Source organism: Candidatus Manganitrophus noduliformans, assembly GCF_012184425.1.
Lineage (GTDB): Bacteria > Nitrospirota > Nitrospiria > SBBL01 > Manganitrophaceae > Manganitrophus > Manganitrophus noduliformans.
Genome location: NZ_VTOW01000001.1, coordinates 1,766,321 through 1,791,088, shown reverse-complemented (window position 1 = coordinate 1,791,088; position 24,768 = coordinate 1,766,321). Strand labels below are relative to the sequence as shown.

General features: G+C 60.3%; 17 protein-coding genes. 4 read left to right on the top strand and 13 right to left on the bottom strand.

The genetic code is table 11. The features are described from left to right. Nucleotides 1-7: 7 nt before the first annotated feature. From MNODULE_RS08690 to MNODULE_RS08665, 6 genes are all read right to left on the bottom strand, one after another. A complete protein-coding gene (locus tag MNODULE_RS08690) occupies nucleotides 8-1,249 on the bottom strand; it encodes an aminotransferase class V-fold PLP-dependent enzyme (RefSeq protein ID WP_238339245.1) in 1,242 nt (413 codons plus the stop codon). 1 nt (nucleotide 1,250) lies between these two features. Further along, on the bottom strand, nucleotides 1,251-1,616 hold the full coding sequence (locus MNODULE_RS08685; protein ID WP_320412461.1) for an iron-sulfur cluster assembly scaffold protein: 366 nt from the start codon (nucleotides 1,614-1,616) through the stop codon (nucleotides 1,251-1,253). 36 nt (nucleotides 1,617-1,652) lie between these two features. Continuing rightward, on the bottom strand, nucleotides 1,653-2,795 hold the full coding sequence (locus MNODULE_RS08680; RefSeq protein WP_168059033.1) for an XdhC family protein: 1,143 nt from the start codon (nucleotides 2,793-2,795) through the stop codon (nucleotides 1,653-1,655). A gap of 3 nt (nucleotides 2,796-2,798) precedes the next feature. Further along, nucleotides 2,799-3,407: a nucleotidyltransferase family protein gene (locus tag MNODULE_RS08675; RefSeq protein WP_168059032.1), complete on the bottom strand. Its 609-nt coding sequence runs from the start codon at nucleotides 3,405-3,407 to the stop codon at nucleotides 2,799-2,801. Nucleotide 3,408: 1 nt separating this feature from the next. Next, nucleotides 3,409-5,601 (bottom strand): xanthine dehydrogenase family protein molybdopterin-binding subunit, encoded by a 2,193-nt coding sequence (locus MNODULE_RS08670; protein ID WP_422666749.1) that lies wholly within the window; start codon nucleotides 5,599-5,601, stop codon nucleotides 3,409-3,411. Nucleotides 5,602-5,734: 133 nt separating this feature from the next. Continuing rightward, nucleotides 5,735-6,190, bottom strand: a complete 456-nt coding sequence (locus MNODULE_RS08665) for a (2Fe-2S)-binding protein (protein ID WP_168059030.1) — start codon at nucleotides 6,188-6,190, stop codon at nucleotides 5,735-5,737. Between the two features lie 343 nt (nucleotides 6,191-6,533). On the opposite strand from MNODULE_RS08665, the gene MNODULE_RS08660 reads away from it, so the two are divergent. Beyond that, a complete protein-coding gene (locus MNODULE_RS08660; protein WP_168059029.1) occupies nucleotides 6,534-6,671 on the top strand; it encodes a hypothetical protein in 138 nt (45 codons plus the stop codon). Nucleotides 6,672-6,732: 61 nt separating this feature from the next. Here MNODULE_RS08660 and MNODULE_RS08655 read toward each other — a convergent pair whose 3' ends face one another. Beyond that, nucleotides 6,733-6,939, bottom strand: coding sequence for a CsbD family protein (locus tag MNODULE_RS08655; protein WP_168059028.1), 207 nt, complete (start codon nucleotides 6,937-6,939; stop codon nucleotides 6,733-6,735). A gap of 419 nt (nucleotides 6,940-7,358) precedes the next feature. On the opposite strand from MNODULE_RS08655, the gene MNODULE_RS08650 reads away from it, so the two are divergent. Together MNODULE_RS08650 and MNODULE_RS08645 are read left to right on the top strand one after the other, a co-directional pair. Next, nucleotides 7,359-10,040, top strand: a complete 2,682-nt coding sequence (locus tag MNODULE_RS08650; protein ID WP_168059027.1) for a beta-propeller fold lactonase family protein — start codon at nucleotides 7,359-7,361, stop codon at nucleotides 10,038-10,040. A gap of 243 nt (nucleotides 10,041-10,283) precedes the next feature. After that, nucleotides 10,284-12,440, top strand: a complete 2,157-nt coding sequence (locus tag MNODULE_RS08645; RefSeq protein WP_168059026.1) for an ATP-binding protein — start codon at nucleotides 10,284-10,286, stop codon at nucleotides 12,438-12,440. 20 nt (nucleotides 12,441-12,460) lie between these two features. On the opposite strand, the gene MNODULE_RS08640 is transcribed toward MNODULE_RS08645, so the two are convergent. From MNODULE_RS08640 to MNODULE_RS08615, 6 genes are all read right to left on the bottom strand, one after another. After that, the gene (locus tag MNODULE_RS08640; RefSeq protein ID WP_168059025.1) at nucleotides 12,461-14,071 is read right to left on the bottom strand and encodes a peptide chain release factor 3; all 1,611 of its coding nucleotides are present in this window, start codon (nucleotides 14,069-14,071) and stop codon (nucleotides 12,461-12,463) included. 353 nt (nucleotides 14,072-14,424) lie between these two features. Further along, nucleotides 14,425-14,913, bottom strand: a complete 489-nt coding sequence (locus tag MNODULE_RS08635; protein WP_168059024.1) for a hypothetical protein — start codon at nucleotides 14,911-14,913, stop codon at nucleotides 14,425-14,427. A 158-nt stretch (nucleotides 14,914-15,071) separates the two neighbouring features. Next, nucleotides 15,072-15,710, bottom strand: coding sequence for a hypothetical protein (locus MNODULE_RS08630; RefSeq protein WP_202882150.1), 639 nt, complete (start codon nucleotides 15,708-15,710; stop codon nucleotides 15,072-15,074). A 42-nt stretch (nucleotides 15,711-15,752) separates the two neighbouring features. Beyond that, nucleotides 15,753-16,907, bottom strand: a complete 1,155-nt coding sequence (locus MNODULE_RS08625; RefSeq protein ID WP_168059023.1) for a zinc-dependent alcohol dehydrogenase — start codon at nucleotides 16,905-16,907, stop codon at nucleotides 15,753-15,755. Between the two features lie 363 nt (nucleotides 16,908-17,270). Beyond that, nucleotides 17,271-22,778: an excinuclease ABC subunit UvrA gene (gene uvrA, locus MNODULE_RS08620; protein ID WP_168059022.1), complete on the bottom strand. Its 5,508-nt coding sequence runs from the start codon at nucleotides 22,776-22,778 to the stop codon at nucleotides 17,271-17,273. Nucleotides 22,779-22,883: 105 nt separating this feature from the next. Then, nucleotides 22,884-24,047, bottom strand: a complete 1,164-nt coding sequence (locus tag MNODULE_RS08615; RefSeq protein ID WP_168059021.1) for a hypothetical protein — start codon at nucleotides 24,045-24,047, stop codon at nucleotides 22,884-22,886. Between the two features lie 262 nt (nucleotides 24,048-24,309). Between MNODULE_RS08615 and MNODULE_RS08610 the strand changes: the two genes are divergently transcribed. Then, a complete protein-coding gene (locus MNODULE_RS08610) occupies nucleotides 24,310-24,741 on the top strand; it encodes a CBS domain-containing protein (protein ID WP_168059020.1) in 432 nt (143 codons plus the stop codon). The last annotated feature ends 27 nt before the right edge of the window (nucleotides 24,742-24,768 follow it).

The following is a 24,768-nucleotide window of genomic DNA, read 5'->3' as shown; positions in this document are numbered from 1 at the left end:
ATCGGCCTTACGACAAAAGCGCAATCGCTCGTTGAACGGACTGAACGAAGGCTTCCACTTCGCTACGGGTATTATAGAGATAAAAACTGGCACGCGCCGTTCCTGCCACGCCGAGGCGCTTCATCAAAGGGTCGGCACAGTGCCGTCCGGCGCGGACGGCGATCCCCTCTTCGTCGAGCGCGGCGGCGAGATCGTGTGGATGGATGCCTTGACAGTTAAAAGAAACCAGCGGAGCCCGCTCTTCCGAAGCGGGCGGACCGTAAACCGTCACCCCTTCCAACGTTGACAGGGCGGTCAACGCCTCGCGGACCAATGCCTGCCCGTGCGTACGGACAGCCTCCATGCCGAGTTGATCGAGATACTTGACAGCGGCGCCGAGGCCGATCGCCGAAGCGATGTTGGGGGTGCCCGCTTCGAACTTCCAGGGAAGCGCGTTCCAACTCGCCCGGTCGGGCCAGACCTCCCGGACCATCTCTCCGCCGGCCAAAAAAGGAGGCATCTTCTCCAGCAGCTCCGGTTTGCCGTAAAGCACGCCGATCCCGGTGGGGCCGAGCATCTTGTGCCCCGAGAAGGCGAAGAAATCACACCCCATTTCCCGAACATTGACCGGAATGTGAGGCGCCATCTGAGCGCCGTCCACGAAAACCGGCGCCCCGGCCGCATGCGCTCGTTCTACAATTCGACGGAGGGGGATGACCGTCCCCATCACGTTCGATGCCGCTGTCACCGCCACCAAACGGGTCCGGTCGGTCAAGAGACGATCGAGCTTGTCTAACCGGAGTCTCCCCTCTTCATCCATATCGAGGAAGACCAATTTCGCCCCTTTCTCTTCAGCGAGGAGTTGCCACGGAATCAGGTTGCCGTGGTGCTCCAAAACGGAGAGAAGGATCTCGTCACCCGGTTGAATGTGGGTTCGCCCCCAACTTGCGGCGACGAGGTTGACCGCTTCGGTCGTCCCCCTTGTGAAGATCACCCCTTCGCGGCTCGGCGCATGGATAAACCGGCAGACCATATCCCGGGCCGCTTCATAAAGGGCGGTCGCTTCTTCACCGAGCGTGTGAACGCTCCGGTGGATATTGGCGTTGGATCGTTCGTAATAAGAGGTGATCTGCTCGATGACCGGATAGGGCTTCTGCGACGTTGCGGCGTTGTCGAGGTAAATCAGCGGCTTTCCCTGGACCGTCCTGCCGAGAATCGGGAAATCCTTTCTGATCGCCTCGCTATTCAATAGCGCGCCGGGAGCAGACATTTTAGGATACCGCGTGAAGGCGCCGATAGGAGGCGACGCCCGATTGGAGGATTTCCAGAGGGAGCAGCGCGCATTTGATGCGGGCCGGACGGAGGGGGGCTTCAAGGGCCTTCAAGAGGTCGGCCTCTTTCAACCGCTCGATCGCCTCGATCGGCCACCCCTTGATCATTTCGGTGAGAATCGAGCCGGCGGCCTGACTGATCATACAGGCGTCTCCGCGAAACCGGATCTCGGCCACTCTCCGATGACAATCCAGGATCGCCTCAATCCGAATCCGGTCACCGCAGAAAGGATTCACCTCTTCATGCCGGATATCGGGATTTTCCAAGGAGCCGACATTCCTCGGCCGACGCGCGTGTTCTTGGATGACCCCTCCGTAAAGAATAAACCGCTCCTTCCCTCTTCAACAGAGAGGGCTCGATTTGACCATTCCCGTCGGGATTCGGTCCGCTTCACTCAGCGATCCGCCGAATCGGCCGTTCCGGACGGCGAGAATTTCTGAAAGGATGCTCAGAGCGATCTCCGGCGCGGTCTGCGCGCCGATATTCAGGCCGACCGGCACCCGCACCCTCTGGAGCCGGCGCTCCTCAACTCCCTGCTCGCGCAGCAGGTCGAGAATCGCCCTTCCCCGCCTTCGGCTGCCGAGCAGACCGATATAGCCGCAATCGGTCGCCAGCGCCCATTTCAACACCGGCACCTCGTATTTATAGTCATGGGTCAGTAGCACGAGGGAGGCCGCGGCATCCAGCGCGAAGCTTTCAACAACCTCGGAAGGAATTCCGATGATGACTTCGTCCGCTTCCGGGAAGCGCTCCCGATTTGCGAAGCGGGGCCGGCCGTCGACCACCACGGTCCGCAAGCCGACGATCTTCGCCATCGATACCAACGGGATCGCCACATGACTTCCGCCGAAAATGAAGAGGGGGAACGGCGGTCCGAAAACTTCGATGAAAACTTCGACCGCCTCCCCTTCAACCCGGTACGATTTCATCCGGGAACTTCCGGACGACATGAGGGTTCGGGCGTCGACGACGAGCCGTTCACGCAGGGTCTCCAGCAGGTTCCCGAGAGTGCCGTGCGCCCTTCCATCACCGCCGATCAGCATCCGCGTCCGGGAAGAGTTCGGGCCGCCCGAAGGGGCGACCAGCGTCACGAGGGCCGACCGTCGTCCCGCCTGCATCTCCTGACGGGCCAGCTCATGCAGCCGGACCACCGGGTCGCCCGGATCGGAGAAATCGATGAAGTCGATGAGGACATCGACATTTCCGCCGCAGGTGAGGCCGAGCTCTCCCGCTTCTTCATCCCCCAGCGCCATCCCGATCCGCTTCGAGACGCGGCGGGTCAGGATCGCTTCGGCTTCTTCAATCACACGGGCATCGACACATCCCCCGATCGTGACCGATCCAAGAATGCGCCCCCCTTCGCCGACGAACATCCGGGCCCCCGCTTTACGCGGGGTGGGGCCTTTGGTATTGATCAGCGTCGCCATGACGGCCCTTCCGCCGACGGCGCTCGCTTTTTCGAAGAGTTCAAGCGACTCGATCATCCTTCATCTCCTTGTCCGGCGGACACTTGCCTGAACGATTTCGTAATCCTCCCAGGTATCGACATCCTGCGGCGCGAGGTCCGATGCAAAGGCGACGGTTTCCACCCGACCGGAATCCCGCATCACCACGTCGCGTCCCCCCCGGTCCCCCTCCACCGTCATCAATTCGGAAAAGAGCGACCGGGAGAAAAGGACCGGGTTTCCCCTCGCCCCGTCATAAACCGGGACGATGATCGGCCTCCCCCTTTTTCTGAAGGCGGTCAGCATCGGCCGGACGACCTCCGCCGAAACGAGCGGCTGATCGCCGAGGAAGATCATCGCCCCTTCTGCTCTCGGAGAGACCGCCTGCAGCCCGGCAATCAGGGAAGCACTCATCCCGGCCGCAAACCGGGGACTGAATGCCGTTCGAACGGCTAATCCCTCCAGTTCCTGCCGAATCCTATCCGCCTCATGACCCAGAACCACCACCACTTCCTTCCATTGACTCTCCCCGGCCGCAATCACCTGCTCCGTGGTCCGCCGAATGAGGCTTCTCCCTTCCAACGGGAGAAGAAGTTTCGGTTGACCGAGCCGGCGGGAGAGTCCGGCGGCCAAAATGACGGCGGCGACCATTTTATACCGTCCTTCTCAGCTCCTCGGGCTTCACCGGTATTTTGCGGAGCCGCTTGCCGGTGGCGGCGAAGATCGCGTTGGTAACCGCCGGCACCACCATCGCCGTTCCGGTTTCGCCGATGCCGCTCGGCGCCTCGCCGCTGTCGATCACGAAAACTTCGATGTCGGGCGTGTCGGACATACGGATCAGCCGGTAATCGTGGAAGTTGGACTGCTCCACACGGCCGTTCTTGATGGTGATGGCGTCGAGAAAGACCGGCGCCAGGCCGAAGATAATGCCGCCTTCGATCTGGCTCTTGACGTGGCCGGGATTGATCGCGATGCCGCAGTCGACCGCGCAGAGGACGCGCTCGACCCGGACGTCGCCGGCTTTGGAAACGGAGACTTCCGCAACCATTCCGAGATAGCTCCCCCAGACACGACTCACCGCGATGCCGCGCCCTTTTCCCGCCGGCATCGGTTTTCCCCATCCGGCCTCTTTGGCGACCCGTTCAAGAACCGCCTTGGCGCGTTTGTCCTTCGAGAGATGCTGCTTTCGGAATTCGACCGGATCTTTTCCCGCGGCGTGGGCCAACTCGTCCATCAAACTCTCCTGGACGAAGGTGTTATGCCCCACACTTACGCCGCGCCAGAATCCGGTCGGCACACCCGGCGGCTCCTTGGCGACATAGTCGACCTTCACGTTCTGAAGGTCGTAGGGATACTGCCGCACCCCATCCATCGCGTCCGGATCGATCTTATCCTCCAAGATCAATACCGGCGCGTAGCGGGCGACGACGCTCGAACCGACCAGCCGGTGGGTCCAGCCGACGATTTTTCCATTTTTGTCGACACCGGCCGAGACCTTGTCGTAATAATAGGGCCGGTAGAGGTCATGCTGGATATCCTCCTCTCGTGTCCAGACCAGTTTTACCGGGCGATCGAAATTTTTTGCGATCAGGATCGCCTGGACCAAAACGTCCATCTCCAGCCGACGGCCGAAGCCGCCGCCGAGCCAATGGTTGTGAACCGTCACCTGTTCCGGCTTCAATCCGGTGACTTGCGCCGCCACGATCTGGGTAATCGATGGGGTCTGGGTGCCGGTCCAGACCTCGCAGTGGTCAGGCCGAACATGAACGGTACAGTTCATCGGCTCCATCGTGGCGTGAGCGAGAAAGGGAAGCTCGTAGGTGGCATCGATCCGTTTGGCCGCCCCTTTTAACCCTTTGGCAGGATCCCCCTCGTTGCGGATCACCAGCCCTTCCGACTCCGCCGCCTTGGCGAGATCACGGACAATGTCGGCGTTGCTTACGTTGGCGTGCGGCCCTTCGTCCCAGGTGATCTCCAGCGCCTGGAGCCCTTGTTTGGCCGCCCAGAAATGATCGGCGACCACCGCCACCGCATTCTCCAGCTTCACTACCTTCTGGACACCCTTGATCTTCATTGCTTTCGCGTCATTCACCGACTTCAGTTTCCCTCCAAAAACCGGAGAGGCCTTCACCGTCGCGACGAGCATCCCGGGAAGACGGACATCGATGCCGTAGAGCGGCGCGCCTTTGACCTTTTCCGTCGCCTCGATTCGGGGGATCGACTTGCCGATGACCTTAAAGTCCTTCGGGTCTTTCAGCTTGACCCCATGACGGACTTCCGTCGGCGGGGTGTTTCCGTCGAAGAGGAAGAAGTATCGGGGGGGCACATCGGCTTTCGGCGGGTCCATCTTCGCGACCGCATCGACAAGCCCGCCGTAGGCGGCCTGGCGCTTGCCGGCATCATGGTAGACGACCCCCTTCTCGGTCCGGAGGGTCGCGGGATTCACTTTCCATTCCTTTGCGGCGGCGGCAACGAGCATCGACCGGGTGATGGCGCCGACCTGTCGCATCGGAAGCCAGAGGCCGGCGATGGAAGACGACGCCCCGGTCAACTGGACGCCCGATGGAATGCCGTAAACCGGATCATTCGGCGGGGCATGCTCTATCTTGAAATCGGCCGGATCGACGTCGAGCTCCTCCGCGACGAGCTGCGCGGTCGACGTATGGATGCCCTGTCCCATGTCGGCCCGCGGCGCGATGAAGGTGATCTTGCCGTCGCGCCCGATCCGAAGATAGGCATTCGGCGTCAGCGGAAGACCCGGGGGCGCCGCTGGCTCCTCCGCCCATGCGGGAAGCTCTCCAAAATGCACGGCGAGAACCAAACCGGCGGCGCTCAGGCCGAACATCTGGAGAAAGACGCGTCTTGATACCTCTTTCGATCCCTCTTTTTCCGAAGCGGTCGCCTTCGGCGGCGACTGGGTCTCTGTCGGTTTGTTCGGCGGTATTGTCATGCCATCTCTCCATATATTAGGTATCTTCTCAGATGCTTTTCCCGGCCTGCTTGATCGCGGCGCGGATTTTTGGATAGGTCCCGCATCGGCAGATATTGCCCGACATCGCCGAATCGATCTCCGCATCCGACGGATTTTTTTTCTGCGTCAAGAGGGAAGCGGCCTGCATGATCTGGCCCGGTTGGCAGTAGCCGCACTGTACGACATCCAAATCGAGCCATGCCTGCTGCACGCGCTGTCCTACATCGGTGCCGCTCATTCCTTCGATCGTGAGAATTTTTTTGCCGGCCGCCTTGGACACGACTGTTTGACAGGAACGGACGGCGGCCCCGTTGAGATGAACGGTGCACGCCCCGCAGAGGCCGGCCCCACAGCCGAATTTCGTGCCGGTCAGACCGAGAACATCCCGAACGACCCAGAGCAGCGGCATGTCACCGGGCACATCCGCTTCAATATTCTTGCCGTTAATATTCAGTGCAACCATTGCCGTCTCCTTTTCTATTCTGTATGGGGATGATCTATTTGTATGTGTTGTATTATGGGAGCCATCTCGCTCGGACGGGAACCGAACAATAAATTCCCTGAAAGTATATCAAAGAAAGTCCAAACCGGCGGCAGCAAAGCAACCAGGAAAACCTGCCTAAATAAAATAGCGCAAACACCGCGGGTCAAAGGGGGCTACTACGCTGGTCGCGTATGATACGGGATCGGGGAATCGGATTGCGACGCTTCAGGATGGACCGTAGGATACCTTGAGAGGGTGGCGGACTTCTCTCCTGTTCCAGGAGATTTTCGTCCGGACGCGGGATCGAAGTTTATGAGAAGAGATGAGATCGCTTGGCAAAAAGATCGAAGTGCATTGGATCGAGGCGGGATATTTCGACGGCGCAGCCCAGGTGAAACAGCTCTGTCAAGAGCGAATGCTTCAATTCGCCCATGCCGCTTTGGGCTCCGCCGAAAGGTAAACCTCTTCGAATGGGGCAAGGGGCCGAAGCCCCTTGCCCTCTCCGCGGGACGGCGATCCGCTTACGCCGCTCGGCTCTGGTCCTCGAAATTCTTCAACTGCTTTTCAGCTTCTTCTTTCGCGATTCCATATTTCTCTTGCAGCTTGCCGATGAGTTTTTCCCGGTTGCCGCCGATGACTTGAACATCATCGTCCGTGAGTTTTCCCCAGTTCTCTTTCACCTTGCCTTTAAACTGCTTCCAATTTCCTTCGATCTGATCCCAGTTCATAAATCCTCCTTTTGGTTTTGAATTGCGTTGCGTGACAACCTATCGATCGCCGATCGGACCTTAGAGGCGCCGCGTCGGGCGTCGGTAATGATCGAGCGGAAAAACCGGTAGGATGATCAAAACGGCATTCGCATTTCCTTCTCTTAATTGTAGCCTTGCAGAACTTTGAAATGCAATTCGTGCAGGCCTTTAAGGAAATCGGGGCCGATCTATTCTGAAGCGGTGTGTGTAAAAATTTCACGGAAATCCGGGGGGCACCCTTTTTGCTCTTCTTATGCTTCCGATGACTATACCTTCCATAAACATGCATCTCTATGGAGGGATATGCTTGAGGAAGCGAAGATAAACCTTCCCCTCACGCGCCCGCCGCAACCTTCCCGGGAAAAAGGCTGCAACTTTATTGCAAAGAGGGACATCCCATGAAATCACATTTTAGAAAATGGGGATGGCTCTTTTTTCTCCTCGGCAGCGCGCTGACACACGAAACGGGCTATGCCGCCGCGCTCTTTAATGATGAATTCAACCGGACCGCCGGGTTGGGCTCTTCGTGGAGGGTGACCGCCGGAAGCTTCGGCACCGACGGCAATGCCGCGCGCTCCCAAGGGAGCGCCAATGCGGCCGCGATCACCCCCGGTTTGGGAACCGATGACTACACCGTCGAATCGGTCATCCTGATTCCGCCCGGCTCGGCCTACTCCGGGATCATCGCCCGGGGGAGAACCGATGCGAACTTCACGTTCGATCTCTATTCGGCTCAGCTCTCGACCACAGGGACGGTCAATCTTTACAGAAGGAATGGAGGCGCCTGGACATTGTTGCGGTCGGCCGCCGCAGGGATTGTCGCCGACAGAGCCTATACGCTCGGATTGAAGGTCGCCGGCGGCAGTCCGGTCGATCTGACCGTCTTCCTGGACGGGGCCTCGCTCTTCACCTTCAGCGACAGCGCCGCTTCGCGAATTACCTCCGGTGTTCCGGGGATCATCAACTACAACGCCGGGGTGCGATACGACCGGTTCACCGTTTCCGACAATGGAGCCTCCCCTCCGGCCAACCGGCCTCCCCTGGCCGCCTTGTCCGCCGGCCCCGGCTCCGGGGCCGCCCCGTTGACGGTGCACTTCGATGGGAGCGGCTCTTCCGATCCGGATGGAAGCATCTCCTCCTACGCCTGGGATTTCGGCGACGGATCGAACGGCGCCGGACCGCTCATCGATCATTCCTATTCAACGGCCGGCACGTTCACCGCCACCCTCACCGTCACCGACAACCAGGGGGCGAGGACCTCCGCGCAGCGGACCCTTTCCGTGACATCGGGGAGCGCAACGCTCTTTTCGGATGAATTCGATCGAACGACCGGCCTCGGCGCAAACTGGCGGCCGGCGGGGGGGAGCATGGCGACCGATGGAAACGTGGCCGTCTCGACGGCGGGAACGAACGCTGCGGCGATCACCCCAAGCTTGGGGAGCAACGATTATATCGTGGAATCGGTCCTGATCGTCCCCGCAGGATCGCTCTACTCGGGAATTGTCGTCCGCGGGAGGAGCGATTCGAACTTTACCGCCGATCTCTATTCGGTTCAGCTCTCCACCAAAGGGACCGCCGCGCTCTATCGTAGAAATGCGGGGGTCTGGACCTTGCTCAGATCGGCCCCGGCCGGCATCGTCGCCGGCAAACCTTACACCGTTCGCGTGAAGGTCGCCGGGAGCAATCCGGTGGTCCTCGACGTCTCCGTCGACGGCGCCCCCCTCTTCAGCTTCAACGACGACGCCTCCGCGCGGATCCTCTCCGGCGTTCCGGGGATCATCAACTACAACGCCGGGGTGAAATATGACCGGTTCACCGTCTATCCCGCCGCCAATGCCTTCCCGACGGCGCGGATGACCGCGACGCCGACCGTCGGCCCTCCCCCGCTGACGGTTCGATTCGACGGTTCAACCTCTTCCGATCCCGATGGGGTCGTTTCAAGTTATCTCTGGAACTTCGGCGACGGCGCAAGCGGCACCGGCGCCGCGATCGAACATACCTATCCCGCCGCCGGGACCTATGTCGCAACGCTCACGGTCACCGACGAGGGGGGGGCGAGCGCGGCCACCCAGAGGAGCATCCTCGTCGGCGCCGACACCTCCACCCTCCCCCGCTTTGCCTACGCCGCCAACTCGGCTTCGAACGATGTCACAATGTACACAGTCGACCCCGCCTCCGGTCTTCTGACGAAAATCGGATCGATCGCCGCCGGGACGGCGCCCTACTCGGTCACGGTCGACCCGAAGGGACGGTTTGTTTATGCGGGCAATTTCGGGTCGAACAATATCTCGATGTATCGGATCGATCCGAACAGCGGCCGCTTGACCGCCATCGGAACCGTACCGACCGGCATCGGGCCTTATTCCGGCGCGGTCGATCCGGCCGGCCGCTATCTCTATGTCGCAAATGAAAACTCGTCGACCGATGTCTGGATCTATCGGATCGATCAAACCAGCGGCGCTTTATCTTTGATCGGAACCGTCAACGCGGGGGTCAGCCCGATCTCCATCACGGTTCACCCTTCGGGCGAGTTCGCCTACGTCGCCAACACCATCTCCGACAATATCTCGATGTACACGCTCGACGGATCGACCGGAGAGCTGACCCTCCTCGGGCATGCCCCGGGGGGATCGGGGGCGAATTCCATCGTCATCCATCCTTCAGGCCGATTCGCCTACGCCGCCAACTACAACGCCAATAATGTCTGGATCTATTCCGTCGACGCAACCACCGGAAGGTTGACCCAAACAGGCGCGATCGCCGCCGGGACCCGTCCCTTCTCCATCACGGTTGATCCCTCCGGCCGATTTGCCTATGTCGCCAACTCCGCCGACACGATTTCGATGTACCGGATCGACGGCACAACTGGCGCGTTGACCGCGCTGGGAACGGTCGGCGGCGGGTCGGGGCCCCGCTCCATCACCGCCGATCCCTCGGGCAAATTCATCTACGTCGCGAATTTGAATTCCAACGACGTCTTTGTCTATTCGATCGGCCCCGACGGACGCTTAACGCCGGAGGGACGGTTCCCGGCCGGGACGACCACTCGATCGATCCGGGTCACCCCCGTCCAGCCGTAACGATCTGACCAACGGCGGATGGCGCTTTATCTTACCCATTCTGAACCGTTTCGTCCTACTTGCGAACGGCGATACACTTCGTTTAGAATAACCTCTGTTTTGATGATGACATAGGAAAGCCGATCCCCACGCCATGGCCAAACGTTCAGATCCGATCCTCCGTTTCGTTCACCATTCCATATTTCCGCACCCTGCCTCCTTTGAGGCCGACCCCCTTTTTATCAGGAGCCGCCCTTTCGGAAGATGAACGCTGAGGAAAAAATAAACATCTTACTTGTGGATGACCGGCCTGAAAACCTTCTCTCTTTGGAGGCGATTCTCGACTCTCCCGATTACCGGATTGTCAAAGCTCAATCGGGCGAAGAGGCATTAAAACAGCTCCTCCTTCATCCCGATTTCGCCGTTATTCTGCTCGACGTCCAAATGCCGGAGCTCGACGGGTTCGAGACGGCGAAATTGATCAAGCGCCGGGCGAGGCTGAAGTACATTCCGATTATTTTTCTGACCGCCATCAGCCACGATGAAGCACATCTTTTCAAAGGCTACTCCGTCGGCGCGGTCGACTATGTTCTCAAGCCGTTCAACGCGCATATTCTCAAATCGAAAGTCTCCGTTTTCGTCGCGCTGTATAAAAAGAATCGGGAGCTGCAACAGGAGCACAAAGCCAGGGTTGACGCCGAGGCGGCCCGGAACTATCTCTCTTTTTTGGTCGATGCAAACAGTCTGCTCGCCTCTTCTTTGGACTATCGAACCACGCTGAGCCGGGTGGCTCAGTTGGCCGTCCCCAAAATTGCGGATTGGTGCGTCGTCGACATCCTCGAAGAGGATCAATCGATTCAACGGCTCGCCACCGCGCACATCGACCCGGCAAAAGTGAAGCTGGCCTATGAGGTCGAACGCCGATATCCCTCCGATCCGAACGCGACACGGGGGATTCCGCAGGTGCTTAGAAGCGGCACACCGGAGATTTATGCTGAGATCAGAGATAATGTATTGGAAGAGAGTGCCCGGGATCCGGAGCATTTACGCATTCTCCGGGAACTCGGCCTTAGGTCGGTGATGATCGTTCCATTGATCGCCCGCGAACGAATCTTCGGCGCTATTACATTCGTCACGGCGGAGTCGGGCCGCCACTATGCGGAAGAAGATCTCCTCTTCGCTCAGGACCTGGCCCGGCGCGCCGCCCTGGCCATCGACAATGCGCGGCTTTACTCGATCTCCCAGCAAGAGCTGGCCGAGCGGGAGCGGGTGGAGCGGGCGCTCCAGCAGCTCAATGAGCGGATTCGCGAACAGGCCGGTACCCTCAATGGGATTCTCTCCGCCTCGGTCGACAATATCTATGTGCTCGATCACGAAGGCCGCTACAAATTCGTCAGCGACGGCGGGGCGGCGGTTTTGGGATTGGACGCATCCGACATGGTCGGAAAGAATTGGCGCGACTTGGGGCTCCCCGCCGAGGTGATGGAACAGTTCGATCGGAAAAGAGAGCAGGTCCTGTCGACCGGCCGGCCGGACAAAAGCGAGGTCCACTTTATGGCGCCGTCGGGGATGCGCTTTTATGAGTATATTCTCTTTCCGATCTCGACCGAAGGGGGACGGCCTCATGACGTTGTGGTGATCTCCCGAGACATCACGGAGCGCCGCGCAGCGGAAGAAGCGCTGAAACGGAAGACCCTTGAAGCCGAAGAGTCGAGCCGCCTCAAATCACAGTTTGTGTCGAATGTCTCCCACGAGCTCAGAACCCCGCTGAATGCCATCTTCGGATACACCGAGCTTTTACTCAATGAAACCTACGGCGCAATCGGCCCTGAACAAAAGGGGCCGCTGAAAGGGGTGGCGCGGAATGCCAAAGAGCTCCTCAGCCTGATCAATCATGTTCTGGATTTGTCGAAAATCGAGTCGGGCAAGGAGACGGTCTCTCCGGAACCGCTCCGGCTGCCCGATTTACTGGAAGAGATCGTAGAAGGGATGAAACCGCTCTTGGAGAAAAAATCGCTCACGCTTCGCTGGGATGGAATCGAATCGCTCCCCCCGATTGTGTCGGACGGGAACAAGGTGAAGCAGATCTTGACCAACCTTCTCTCCAATGCAATCAAATTCACACAGAGGGGAAGCATTACCGTCTCTGGAAAGAATCATCCCGAGGCGGAGACCGTCGAGATCGCCGTTCAGGATACCGGCATCGGGATTCGTCCGGAAGCGCTTCCGAAGCTCTTCACCGCCTTTCACCAGATCGATGCCGATCTGACCCGGGAATACGAAGGGGTCGGCCTCGGTTTAAAAATTGCGAAAGATCTCTCCCTCCTGCTTCATGGAGAAATCCGGGTGGAGAGTCGATACGGCGTCGGCTCCACCTTCACCCTCTCCCTCCCCTACCGATGGCAGGAGAAGAACGGATGATTTTCGCCTTCTGTCGGAAACTACTTTAATTCCTTGAACTCGATTTCCGGATAATGTTTCTGATGGAAAGCGCATTCTCGCTCCGTGGAAAATAGAGCGACCATCTGCCCGTCCCGGTCCTGCAAGTGCATCCCCTCCCATCGGAGCCGAATCATCTTGTCGATCGCATCGGCGTCGCCGCTGATCCATCGGGCGGAGGTATAGGGAAGCCGCTCCACCGATGTCTCGACGTCATATTCATATTGGAGCCGCGCCTGAACCACATCGAATTGGAGATTCCCCACCACCGCCAGAATCGGCTCGCGGCGGGCCCCGTCGGGGGAGAAGAGAACCTGCATCACCCCCTCTTCCTCCAGTTGCTGAAGCCCTTTTTGGAATTGTTTGTTCTTGGACAGGTTCCGATTGATCAGAATGCCGAAACACTCCGGGTGAAACCGGGGAATGCCGTCATACTTGAGCGGCGCCGCGGAGCAGAGGGTGTCGCCGATGGCGAAGAGGCCGGGATTGACCAACCCTACCACATCGCCGGCGAAGGCCTCTTCGATCGTCTCCCGCTCCCGGCCGAAGAGGCGGTGCGGCCGGGTCATCCTGACTTTCCGATCGAGCCGGGAATGGTAGACCAGCATATCTTTTTCGAAGCGCCCGGAGCAGACCCGCAGGAAGGCCATCCGGTCCCGGTGCCGGCGGTCCATGTTGGCCTGGATCTTAAAGATGAATCCGGAGAAGGCCTCGATCCCGGGCGCGACCAATCCATGGCTGCTCATCCGGGCCCCCGGGGGGGGCGCCAGTTCCTTAAGACCGGCGAGGAACGGCTCCACGCCGAAATTGTGGATGGCGCTTCCAAAATAAACCGGCGCCACCTCTCCTTTTAGAAACCGCTCCCGGTCGAACGAAAATCCGGCCCCCGCCAAAAGCGCCACATCTTCGCAAAGCTGCCGGTAGGCCGGCCCGCCGATCTCTTCCGCAAACTGAGGATCGTCGATTTCGCCGACCCAGACCGGCGCCCGCTGCTGACCGCGGACCGTCCTCTGAAAGCGGAGGACCTGTTTCTGCTCCAGATCGTAGACCCCCTGAAAATCGGGTCCCTCTCCGATCGGCCAGTTCTTCGGCACCGCCCCCATCCCGAGGACTTTTTCGATTTCGTCCAGCAGGTCGAGCGGAGGCCGGCCCGGCTGGTCCATCTTGTTGATGAAGATCAGGATCGGGATATGCCGCATCCGGCAGACATCAAAAAGCTTTTTCGTCTGCGGCTCGATCCCCTTGGCGCCGTCGAGCACCATCACGGCGCTGTCGACCGCCATCAAGGTCCGGTAGGTATCCTCGCTGAAATCCTGATGGCCCGGCGTGTCGAGGAGGTTGAATCGGCAACCCTGGTAGTCGAATTGAAGCGCGGTGGAGGTGATGGAGATCCCCCGCGACTGCTCCATCTCCAGCCAGTCGGAGGTGGCATGGCGCTGGTTCTTGCGCGCCTTCACCGCGCCGGCCAGCTCGATCGCCCCCGAGTAAAGCAACAGCTTCTCGGTGAGGGTCGTTTTGCCGGCGTCCGGATGGGAGATGATGGCAAAGGTCCGCCGGCGCGCCACCTCGCGCTTGATTTCTTCTATGACAGCCATCTCGGCCAGTTCAAACATGCGTTCACTCAAACAATATTAAAGGCGAAAGTGAGAAGAGATAAAGAGGATGCGGGGTCCGCCCGGCGCTCTGGTTCTCCCTGCGGAACGGCACTCCAGACAGGAGGAGGACGGGCCCTTCGCTTCAGCAGCGGCCTTTCCCGTCACCCGCGCTTTTCCTTTGCTCATCGGCTCACAAGAGATTAAAAATACAGAATAATTCGACTCCTGTCAACCCGAGGAGGGACTTGGGAATGGGATAGGATACGGAGCGGGATTCCCCCCTCCGCGGGAATGACGGCCCGGAAGGGAGCCCGCGTTGGGCTGGGGCTTTTGCGGACGGTTACGAAATGCTCGCGGGAAAACGGGACCTCTTATCTGAAGACCTCGGTCAGAATTTTAATGATCTTTTTGTGAATGAGCTCCTCGGTCACTTCTGTCAGCGGCGCCTCTCCGGCTGCGCCGGAACGGCCGCTCAGGCCGGGAGAGATCGTGCTTTCGCTAAACCGCGCCCGCTGGGCATGTTTATCGCAGAAAACAGTAAAATTGGGATACTCATGAGAGGGCCGGAGCGGGTCTCGGCCGACGAGAAAACAGATCGAGATCGAGGCGCCCCGGCGTTTCACGTCATGGGTCATTTCGTCTTTGCTCTCGTCAATTCTGTATGAATAGCCTTTTTCTTCTACATACTTTCCGATGACCTCCATCGCCGGCCTGATCGTCGTTTTTTGGTGAAGATAAAACTGGGACAAGAATTCCTCTTCCCGGCGTCCTTTTTCCTCTTCAAGCTTCTGTGCGTTGTCTCTCTTTTCTTGGTGCGTCCGAAAAATCGTATCGAGGTCGGATTTGATGTCGTCCTTCATTCGTCTTCTCCGTTATTGGGGAGCCACCCGCCGATGAGGCAAAATTCCTCTTCAACCCCCGCGGGGAAGGATGAATCTCTGCGGGAGTCGTCGCAGGTGATTCTAAGACCAATGGCGAACAACTGTCAATTACGATTATTAAGAACAGATCCCTCGACCTATTTTGCCGTACGGACGCTTCTCCACAAAGCCCCCAAACCGTTTGATTCAATCTCCTCCGGCTCGCTGCCGGAGCGGCCGTTCCCCGCAATGGCGCGGCCCAGCGCGTAGACGGCGCGCCCAATAATGAGATAAGTAGCGGCAAACAGGAGCAGATCGACCGCCTGGTGCTTTACGTCGGCCCGGCGCCGTCCGAACCGCGCACGGAGGCCGTTCCGTTTGAATTCGCTCAGCACGCCGGTTTCGGTGATCGGATTGTCCGGCCGGCCTCTCAAAAGCGCTCCCAGCCGGCTCTCGATCACATCGACGCGATCGGCGCCGAGGAGAAGAAGCCAATGCGCCGTCCGTCCTTCGCTGAGCGTATAGGCGTATCGCCGGATCGCCCCGGAGAGCCCTTTCGGCGGGCACGCCGTGCCGAACACGGGGGTTAGGAACTTATGCTCGGGCGATTTCTCCCGCGGCCGGCGTTCGACCTGCCGCTCGGGAAAGTCCCAGTGGGCGCCGGTATTCGGGTTGAATTTCTCTTTCGGAACGGCCGGCCGGTCTTTCGGATCGAGATCGACCCCCCAACCGGGAATCCGGTTGCGAAGCGCCTCCGTGTCGTATGCGATTTTCGGTTTTTGCGCGGTATATCCCATGACCCTCTCCTATTTATCTTCTCTATTTTATGCTGCTCGAGTCTATGCTGCTTGAGCGTGAGGTTGAATCAACGGTTTGATGCAGTTGTCGAGCTTGCTCGAGAAAATGTGGTAGCCTTCGGCGATCTCTTCGAGCGGGATGCGGTGCGTCACAATCTCGCTCGGCTTGAGGACGCCGTTCCGGACGTGCTCGAAGAGGCGCGGCCAATGCCGCTTGACGCTGCATTGGTTCGTGCGAATCGTCAGCCCTTTGTTCATCGCATCCCCGAATTTGACCGCGGAGAAAAGCGGGCCGTAGCCCCCGATCGCCGACACGTTGCCGGCTTTTCGTACGGAGTCGATCGCCCAATTGAGCGCCACCGGCGAGCCCCCCTGCAGTTTCATCTTGCTCGACGTCAGCACCTGGAAGAAGCTTCCGTCCGATTCACACCCGACGGCGTCGATGCAGACGTCCGCGCCGAGGAAGTCGGTCATCTTTTTGAGATGCATCACGATGTCGTCGTGCTCGGTGAAATTGATCGTCTCGGCTTGCGCGAAGTCTTTGGCCTTCTCAAGGCGATAATCGAGATGATCGACGACGATCACGCGGCCGGCCCCCATCAGCCATGAAGATTCGGCGGCGAAGAGCCCGACGGGACCGGCGCCGAAGACGACGACCACGTCGCCCTCTTTGATGTCGCCCAGCTCGGCCGCGAAATACCCCGTGGGACAGGCGTCGGTGAGCAGGACCGCGTCTTCTTCATCCATCCACTCCGGAATCTTGCTCGGACCGACGTCGGCGAACGGCACGCGCACATACTCTCCCTGCGCGCCGTCGTACCCTCCCGCGGTATGCGAGTAGCCGTAGATGCCGCCGACGGCGCTCGCGTTCGCGTTCGTGTTGTGGCAGTTGCTGTAGAGCTCTCTGACGCAGAAGAAACAAGAGCCGCAGGAGATGTGGAACGGCACCAGAACGCGATCGCCCCGCTGCAGGTTCTGGACCGACGCGCCGATTTCTTCCACGACGCCGGTGAACTCGTGACCGAACGTCATCCCGACGCGCGTGTCGGGCATCATCCCGTGATAAAGATGAAGATCCGATCCGCAGATCGCCGACAGCGTGACCCGGACGATCGCATCGTTCGGATGCTCGATCGACGGCCTCTCCTTCTCCTCCACGCGCACCCGGTAAGGGCCGCGATAAACCATTGCACGCATCGGTTTCCTCCTTAAGAAAGGGCTTAAACTCAGGACCGGAAGTGATGCAAGAAGGATTGCAAGCGAGATGCCGCCACAGGAACACTGCGGTGAGGGCTTTTTCTCTCTCTGTTTAGACGCTTCGCAATCTCTGATACGTGGGCCGCGTTACCCTACCCAAGATCTTTCCAGGATGCAGTGCAGAGATGCGCCATGATCAAAGAGGGAATTTATAAAAAGCGGGCGAAAAGGGAACAAATTGAATATTTCATCAGAGCGATGCTGAGCAAAATGCGGCGTGGTCTGTTTGCAGAGGTCTTGGAGACGGGTTCGACGTCTCTCGTAAAAGCTCCAAGAGCGAATCGGTCCAAATGCGATCTTGTACTAATTTTTGAGAAACTCCGCCAAGATCTTCGCCGTATGCGATCCGTTGCGGGCGCGGATGATCTTCTCCGGCGGTCCCGCCGCGACGATCCGGCCGCCGCCGTCGCCTCCCTCCGGCCCCAGGTCGATCAGCCAGTCGGCTTCGGCGATGATGTCGAGGTTGTGCTCGATCAGGACGACGGTATTTCCCGCCGCCACCAATCGGTGCAACACCCGGATCAGTTTTTCCACGTCGGCCATGTGCAGGCCGATCGTCGGCTCGTCCAGAACATAGAGCGCGTGGGAAAAGGCCGCCGACTCGGCCTCCACCGGCTTCGCCTTCGCCAGCTCGGTCACCAGCTTGATCCGCTGCGCCTCCCCGCCGGAGAGGGTCGGGCTCTGCTGACCCAGGGTCAAGTAGCCGAGGCCGACATCCTGAAGCAGCCGCAGCGCGTGGTGGATCCGGGCGTGGGCGGTGAAGAATTCAGCCGCTTCATCGACGCTCATGGCGAGCACCTCGCTGATGTTCTTCTCTTTGAAGCGGACCAGCATCGTTTCGGGGGTGAAGCGGGCGCCGGCGCAGACCTCGCAGGCGACCGTCACGTCCGGAAGGAAGCTCATCTCGATCTTCCGCGCCCCCTGCCCCTCGCACGCTTCGCACCGTCCCCCTTTCACGTTGAACGAAAACCGGCTCGGACCGTAGCCGCGCATCCGGGCTTCCGGGGTCGCGGCGAAGAGGCGGCGGATCTCGTCCCAAAATCCGACGTAGGTCGCGGGACAGGAGCGGGGGGTTTTTCCGATCGGGGTTTGGTCGACTTCGAGGACGTTTCGGACCGACTCCCAACCGCGGATCTCATCGCAGCCGACGAGACCCGGCGCGCCGCGGCCCCGCTTGGCGGCGAGAAGGTGTCTCAGACTGTCGTGCAGGACGCTCCGGACCAGGGTGCTCTTGCCGCTGCCGCTCACGCCGGTGACGCAGACGAGCCGCCGGAGCGGAAGATCGATCTTGAGATTTTTCAGATTGTTCAACCGGGCGCCGACGATCGTCAGGCGCGGCTCCCCCGCGTTGAGCGGCGGCCTCCGCTCGATCAACGGATGCCGGAGCGGCTCGGCCAGAAATTTCCCGGTGACCGATTCGGGACGACGTATCAACTCCTTCACCGAGCCCTGGGCCACCACATGCCCGCCGTTGCGTCCGGCGCCGGGACCGAGATCGACCACATACTCCGCGCGGCGGATCGTCTCCTCGTCATGCTCGACCACCACCACGGTATTCCCCTTCGCTTCGAGCTCGTGGAGGGTGTCGAGCAACAGGCGGTTGTCGCGCGGATGGAGGCCGATCGTCGGCTCATCGAGGATGTAGCAGACGCCGCGCAGGTTCGATCCGAGCTGCGAGGCAAGGCGAATCCGCTGGGCCTCGCCGCCGGAGAGGGTCGGCGCCGCCCGGTCGAGCGAAAGATAGCCGAGGCCGACCTGTTTTAAAAAGGCCAGACGGGATCGGATCTCCGCCAGAAGATCCCGGGCGATCTCCGCTTCCCGTCCCTTGAGCTTGAGATCACGGAAAAACCGCTCCGCCGCTTCGACCGGAAGGGCGGCCATCCCGGCGATATTTTCATTTCGGAAACGGACGGCGAGCGCCTCCGGGCAGAGGCGCTTCCCCTCGCAGGCGGGGCAGGTCGCTTCGGCCCCTTCCCACCAGGCGTTCCACCAGATCTCCTCCCCCGTCTGCTCCTGATCGAACCCCGGGAGAACGATTCCCGTTCCATAACAGCGCCCGCACCAGCCGTGCTTCGAGTTGTAGGAAAACAGGCGCGGATCAAGCTCGGCGAAGCTGCGGCCGCAGCGGGCGCAGGCCCGCTCGATCGAGAAAATTTTCTCGGAGGGGGCGATCTGGACGACCCCCTTCCCGAACGCCAACGTGCGGGTCAGCAGCGCGCGCAGCGCCGCCTCCGCCGACGGCTGGACCTTGATCTCGCCGATCGGCAATTCAATGTTGTGCTCCTTGAACCGGTCGAGCCGCGGCCACGGCGCAACCGGCATCATCACCCCGTCGACCCGAAGCTGCGTAAAACCTTTCGCCTCCGCCCACTTCGCCAGGTCGGTGTAATAGCCTTTCCGGGCCACGACGAGCGGCGCCAGCAGACCGATCCGTTTCCCGCGTTCATCGCGCATCAATCGGGCCAGGATCGCTTCGGGCGTCTGCTGCTCGATCTCGATGTCGCAATCGGGACACGATTGCGTCCCGAGCTTCACGAAGAGGAGCCGGAGAAAATGGTAAATCTCGGTCATCGTCGCCACGGTGCTCTTCCGTCCCCCGCGGCTGGTCCGCTGCTCGATCGCCACCGTCGGCGGGATGCCGAAGATCGCATCGACGTCGGGCCGGGAGGAGGGCTGGACGAATTGCCGGGCGTAAGCGTTGAGCGATTCGAGATACCGCCGCTGCCCCTCCCCGAAAAGGATATCGAATGCCAGCGTGCTCTTGCCGCTCCCGCTCACCCCGGTGATGACGGTGAACCGGTCGCGCGGAATTTCGACATCGACCCCCTTCAGGTTGTGCTCCCGCGCGTTATGGATCCGGATCACATCGTTCTTTCCCGATCCATTCGCGCGGCGCGCCGGACGGGCCGGCGGCACGACCAAGCCGACCGCCTGCGCATACGCTTTCAAAGCGACGCCGGTGTGGCTCCGGTCGCACTTGACGACCTCCTCCGGCGTCCCGGCGCAGACGATCTCTCCGCCGGCATCGCCCCCCTCGGGACCGAGATCGATGATCCAATCCGACGCCCCGATCACATCGAGGTTATGCTCGATCACCACCAGCGAATGTCCCTCGGCGAGCAGCCGCCGAAAGGCGCCGAGGAGCTTGGCGATGTCGTGAAAGTGGAGTCCGGTCGTCGGCTCATCGAAAAGGAAGAGAAGGCCTGTTTCACCCGCTTTTCCGCCGTGGGCTTCGGCGAGAAACCCGGCGAGCTTCAGCCGTTGCGCCTCGCCGCCGCTCAGGGTCGGAACCGGCTGGCCGAGCCGAAGGTAATCGAGCCCGACCGCCTGGAGCGGCTCCAACGATCGGGCGACCTCGACATCACCCGCAAAAAAAGCGAGCGCTTCGGAGATGGTCATTTCAAGAACATCGGCAATCGATTTGGGATTTTTCTTCTCTCCATTCGAAGGAGCGAGCTTCACCTCCAACACCTCCGGCCGGTAGCGGCGGCCGTCGCAGTCGGGACAGCGGAGGTAGACATCGCTCAAGAACTGCATCTCGACATGCTCGAAGCCGCACCCGGCGCAGGTGGGACAGCGTCCGGTCCCCGCGTTGAAGCTGAAGGTCGCCGCGGTATAGCCCCGCTCCCGCGAGAGCGGCTCGGCGGCAAAAGCTTTGCGGATCGCCTCAAACGCCCCGACGTAGCTCGCCGGGTTGGAGCGGGTCGTCCGCCCGATCGGCGATTGGTCGACGAGGACCACGTCGCGGATCTGGTCATGGCCCCGGAGCGCCCGATGCCGGCCCGCCGGTTCGGTCGGCTTCCCCTTGATTTTGCGGAGCGCCCGATAACAAACATCCTGCAGGAGGGTCGATTTTCCAGAGCCGCTCACCCCGGTCAGACAAACCAGCCGCCCCAGCGGGATCTTCACATCGACGTTCTTCAGATTGTTTTCGGCAGCGCCGGCGATTTCAAGAAAAGCGGACGCCGGCGGCTTCGGGACGCGATCTGCTTCCGACGCGACGGCGCGTTTTCCGGTGAGGTATTCGGCGGTGAGAGAGCGGCGCGCCCGCAGGAGTTGTCCGGGGGTGCCGAAGAAGACGATCTCTCCGCCCCGCTCCCCCGGCCCCGGACCCAAATCGAGGATCCGATCGGCGGCAAGCATCACCTGCGGGTCGTGCTCCACGACGATCAGCGAATTTCCGGCGTCGCGAAGGCGTTGGAGGACGCCGATCACCCGTCCCATGTCGCGGGGGTGCAGCCCGATGCTCGGCTCGTCGAGGACGAAGAGGGTGTTGACGAGCGACGTGCCGAGGGCAGTCGTCAGATTGATCCGCTGGACTTCGCCGCCGGAGAGGGTCCGCGACTGGCGGTCGAGGGAGAGATAGCCGAGCCCGACCTCGACGAGATAACGGAGGCGTGTCCGGATTTCTTTGAGGAGGAGATCGGTCGCTTCATCCAACGGTGCCGGAAGCTGAAGCCGGTCGAAAAAGCCGGCGCAGCGCTCGATCGGGAGGAGCATGACGTCATGGATCGTCAGCCCCGGAAGCGCGGCGAAGGCGGCGGGATCGATCGAGACGGAGGCCGGCCTGAACCGGCGCTCGGGCGGAAGCGCCCAATCGGCATCTTCCCCGGTCCCGATCCGCCAGAGGAGGGGGTCGGGTTTGAGCCGGGCGCCGAGGCAATCGGCGCAGGGAAGATAGGCGCGGTACTTCGAGAGAAGGACCCGGATGTGCATCTTGTAGCTCTTCGTCTCCAGCCACCGGAAAAACCGGCGCACGCCGTACCACTTTTTATCCTCCCACTCCCCCTCTCCTTCGATCACCCACCGTTTCTCCTCTTCGCCGAGCTGTCTCCAGGGGGTGTCGATCGGAATCCCGCGGCGGCGCGCCAGCCGGATCAGGTCGCTCTGACACTCCCGGTAGCTCTCGGTCTGCCAGGGGCGGACCGCCCCCTGCGCGAGGCTCTTCCCTTCATCGGGGATGACGAGGCCGTCGTCGATCCCCATCGTCCGGCCGAAGCCGCGGCAGGCGTCGCAGGCCCCGATCGGCGAATTGAACGAAAAGAGGCTCGGCGACGGATCGCGATAAACGAGGTCGCAGTCGGGGCAATGGAAGTCGGAAGAAAAGCGACGGGGCGCGCCGGTCTGGCCGGCCTCATCGAGCGGATAAATCGAAACACGGCCCCGTCCCTGGTGAAGGGAGATCTCCAGCGCCTCGACCAGGCGGGGGCGGCGATCGGGAGTGAGCCGGACGCGATCGGAGATCACTTCGAGAAGCCCGTTCCGCTCCCGGTGAATCCGCGTGTAACCCTGTCCGGCGAGCAAGCCCTTCATCTCTTCCGCCGAGAAGTTCTGCGGAATCGGCACGGGGAAAACGATCAACGCCGACCGATCGGCGTCTTTTTCCAGAAGCTGCTCGGCGATGCTGTCGGCCGTGTCGCGCCGGACGATCCGGCCGCAGCCGCGGCAGTAAAGCCGGGCGGCGCGGGCAAAGAGGAGCTTGAGGTGGTCGTTCAGCTCGGTCATGGTTCCAACCGTTGAGCGCGAGGTCCGGACCGGGTTGGTCTGATCGATCGCGATCGCCGGCGGAATCCCTTCGATCCGGTCGGTCCGGGGTTTGTCCATCCGGTCGAGAAACTGCCGGGCGTACGGCGAGAAAGTTTCGACGTAGCGGCGCTGCCCCTCGGCATAAATCGTATCGAACGCGAGCGACGACTTCCCCGAACCGCTCACCCCGGTAACGACGATCAGCTCATTGAGCGGAAGCTCCAGTTGAAGCCCCTTCAGATTGTTCTGCCGGGCCCCTTTGATGGAGATAAAATCTTTCGACATGTGTCATCTTTAATGAAAAGGAGGCGCTGCCATCCGCGCCAAACGAACGTCGCATCTTATCACGATTCGCATCCGGAAACACGGGGGTGGAAGTCATTAGGGCGGTCAGAAGATCCGCCGGACCCGCCCGGTCCCTTCCATCCAAATCCCCGTCAAGCAGCGCTCCAGGGCCGGCTCCTCGACGGTAGTCGCCAGGATCGCGGCCGGAACGTTTTCCCAGTGCCGCAGGTCCGGTTCGATGGTTTTTCGAACCACCCCCGGAGATTCTTTTATCACTTCAAAGCCGGTCCGAACCGAGCCCTCGCAAAACTGACCACTTCCCTTCAGCATTCCATCCAGGAGGCAGCCGCCGACAGCAATGCCGGTCCCAAAAGCAAAAGTCGTCGCGCCGTAAACGAGACCGATCGGAAGCCGAACCCAGCTCTGAAGGTTTAAAAGGGGGTGATAATCGTGATGATACCTCCCTGCAATTTTGTCGAACCAACTCTCAGTGGAGAGCCGGACACCGGTGTCGGAGGCGCATGCTTCAAGGAAGCGCGAGGCCGGTTTGACATCGAAATAACCGCCCGTTGTATCGGCCCACTTCACCTGCCACTCCACCTTCGGGAAGAAGTCGACTGCATAGATCTTCCACTCCGACCGGAGCGCCTCTCTCCGGTCGATCGACTCCATTCGTCCGACGGCAAAGGCGCGGACCGATTCATCAATGTTTGCCTGTCCATGCAGACGGTTCCAATCGACCCGCGATTCCGGGACCTCGCCCAGCCGCTCCCAGAGCACCGCTTGAAGCAAGATGTTCACCGGGTCTTCTCCGAAATTGTAAAGCCGGGTCATCAACTCATGGTCGAGCCGCCTCAGCTCCACTTTGGCCGCTTCGGTTTGGCCGAGCTGCGCGTAGCTGGCCGCAAGAAGGAAAGAGAAAAAAGCGCGCTCGTGACTTTCCAAAACATAGTCGATCAAGATCCCATCGGGGAAAAAAAGATTGCCGGTCTCTCTGACGATCGAAAAGGTCTTTTGGCGATAGGCGCTCTGGGCCTGGGGACCGTACTGAATGACCTTCTCGTAGCAGCGATTGTAGTAGGCCTGCGCGATCAGATTGAGCGTCTCGATCCGGTTTTGGAAGTCGATTCGATGATCGATCTCACGGCATAAAGACGGATCGGCCGATTGAAGCGCGTACAGACCGTTTCCGTGCCGGCTTTGGCAACCGTATCCGACGAATAGGAAGAGGACCAGATAGGAAAGAGCGAATCGACCCCGCTTCAGCAAATAACGGCCTCCCCGTCACATGATTTGGAGAATTCTAGCCGGAGGTGCGCCGAAGTTCAATCTTTATCTACCTCTTTTTTGGAAGGGTAATCCCTTTGAATTATTGACTCGCTGATAGGCCTCCCCTTTATACTGATATTGAAGCGATCATTCGCTATGAAGGCCCATCCTCAACCCTCGCTGATTTACCCGCTTCGTGAGGGTAGATGAAGAGGGCCTTCAATTTTTGAATTCATCTGAGTCTAAATGATAGGAGGAAAAAATGAAGTGTAAAGATATCATGACGCAGAATCCGAGCTACTGTTCACCCGAAGAGATGTCGGTTAAAGCGGCCCGGATCATGCGGGATGAAGATGTCGGGATCGTGCCGGTCTGCGAAGAAGACAAAAAGCTCGTCGGGGTGGTCACCGACCGGGACCTCTGCCTGACCGTCGTGGCCGAAGAGAGACACCCGCGGGAGGTGAAGGTCTTAGAGTGTATGAGCGAAGACCTCGTCACTTGCAAGCCGGAGGACGATGTCCAGAAAGCGGCCGACTTGATGAAGGAGTATCAGGTCCGGCGCATTCCGGTGGTGGACGATCAGGGGCGCATTCTCGGGATGATCGCGCAGGCCGATATTGCCCTCAAGGTCGGAAAACCGGAAGAGGTCACCGAAACCGTTCAAGAGATCTCCAAACCGAGCAAAGCGGCGTAAGTCTTTTAGCTCTAATTTCCCACAAAA

Excerpts from the sequence above, each read along its gene's own strand:
- MNODULE_RS08640 (WP_168059025.1), bottom strand. The coding sequence starts at position 14,071 with ATGTTTGAACTGGCCGAGATGGCTGTCATAGAAGAAATCAAGCGCGAG.
- MNODULE_RS08670 (WP_422666749.1), bottom strand. The coding sequence starts at position 5,601 with ATGTTCGGCCTGAGCGCCGCCGGTTTGGTTCTCGCCGTGCATTTTGGA.
- MNODULE_RS08665 (WP_168059030.1), bottom strand. The coding sequence starts at position 6,190 with ATGGTTGCACTGAATATTAACGGCAAGAATATTGAAGCGGATGTGCCC.
- MNODULE_RS08635 (WP_168059024.1), bottom strand. The coding sequence starts at position 14,913 with ATGAAGGACGACATCAAATCCGACCTCGATACGATTTTTCGGACGCAC.
- MNODULE_RS08645 (WP_168059026.1), top strand. The coding sequence starts at position 10,284 with ATGAACGCTGAGGAAAAAATAAACATCTTACTTGTGGATGACCGGCCT.
- MNODULE_RS08690 (WP_238339245.1), bottom strand. The coding sequence starts at position 1,249 with ATGTCTGCTCCCGGCGCGCTATTGAATAGCGAGGCGATCAGAAAGGAT.
- uvrA (WP_168059022.1), bottom strand. The coding sequence starts at position 22,778 with ATGTCGAAAGATTTTATCTCCATCAAAGGGGCCCGGCAGAACAATCTG.
- MNODULE_RS08675 (WP_168059032.1), bottom strand. The coding sequence starts at position 3,407 with ATGGTCGCCGCCGTCATTTTGGCCGCCGGACTCTCCCGCCGGCTCGGT.
- MNODULE_RS08625 (WP_168059023.1), bottom strand. The coding sequence starts at position 16,907 with ATGCGTGCAATGGTTTATCGCGGCCCTTACCGGGTGCGCGTGGAGGAG.
- MNODULE_RS08655 (WP_168059028.1), bottom strand. The coding sequence starts at position 6,939 with ATGAACTGGGATCAGATCGAAGGAAATTGGAAGCAGTTTAAAGGCAAG.
- MNODULE_RS08630 (WP_202882150.1), bottom strand. The coding sequence starts at position 15,710 with ATGGGATATACCGCGCAAAAACCGAAAATCGCATACGACACGGAGGCG.
- MNODULE_RS08610 (WP_168059020.1), top strand. The coding sequence starts at position 24,310 with ATGAAGTGTAAAGATATCATGACGCAGAATCCGAGCTACTGTTCACCC.
- MNODULE_RS08650 (WP_168059027.1), top strand. The coding sequence starts at position 7,359 with ATGAAATCACATTTTAGAAAATGGGGATGGCTCTTTTTTCTCCTCGGC.
- MNODULE_RS08660 (WP_168059029.1), top strand. The coding sequence starts at position 6,534 with ATGAGATCGCTTGGCAAAAAGATCGAAGTGCATTGGATCGAGGCGGGA.
- MNODULE_RS08680 (WP_168059033.1), bottom strand. The coding sequence starts at position 2,795 with ATGATCGAGTCGCTTGAACTCTTCGAAAAAGCGAGCGCCGTCGGCGGA.